The sequence below is a fragment of the Xenorhabdus aichiensis genome, from assembly GCF_028598775.1.
In the GTDB taxonomy this organism is placed as follows: Bacteria; Pseudomonadota; Gammaproteobacteria; order Enterobacterales; family Enterobacteriaceae; genus Xenorhabdus; species Xenorhabdus bovienii.
In genome coordinates this window covers 1-753 of the sequence record NZ_JAQRFO010000132.1, presented here as the reverse complement: position 1 = coordinate 753, position 753 = coordinate 1, and the positions used below count along the sequence as shown (strand labels likewise).

Below are 753 nucleotides of genomic sequence, written 5' to 3'. Positions count from 1 at the left end.
CGGTGTTGTCAGGTTAAGCCTCACGGTTCATTAGTACTGGTTAGCTCAACGTATCGCTACGCTTACACACCCAGCCTATCCACGTCCTCGTCTTGAACGTTCCTTCAGTATCCTCAAGGGACAAGGGAAGACTCATCTCAAGGCAAGTTTCCCGCTTAGATGCTTTCAGCGGTTATCTCTTCCGCACTTAGCTACCGGGCAGTGCCATTGGCATGACAACCCGAACACCAGTGGTGCGTCCACTCCGGTCCTCTCGTACTAGGAGCAGCCCCTTTCAATCTTCCAACGCCCACGGCAGATAGGGACCGAACTGTCTCACGACGTTCTAAACCCAGCTCGCGTACCACTTTAAACGGCGAACAGCCGTACCCTTGGGACCTACTTCAGCCCCAGGATGTGATGAGCCGACATCGAGGTGCCAAACACCGCCGTCGATATGAACTCTTGGGCGGTATCAGCCTGTTATCCCCGGAGTACCTTTTATCCGTTGAGCGATGGCCCTTCCATTCAGAACCACCGGATCACTATGACCTACTTTCGTACCTGCTCGAGCTGTCACTCTCGCAGTCAAGCTAGCTTATGCCATTGCACTAACCTCACGATGTCCGACCGTGATTAGCTAACCTTCGTGCTCCTCCGTTACGCTTTGGGAGGAGACCGCCCCAGTCAAACTACCCACCAGACACTGTCCGCGACCCGGATAACGGGCCTGCGTTAGAACATCAAACATTCAAGGGTGGTATTTCAAGGATG

At 53.8% G+C, this 753-nt stretch carries 1 rRNA gene; it reads right to left on the bottom strand.

Annotated elements, in window-relative coordinates:
- Positions 1 to 9 precede the first annotated feature (9 nt).
- A 23S ribosomal RNA gene (locus PSI22_RS21290) occupies positions 10 to 753 on the bottom strand; the annotation flags it as partial.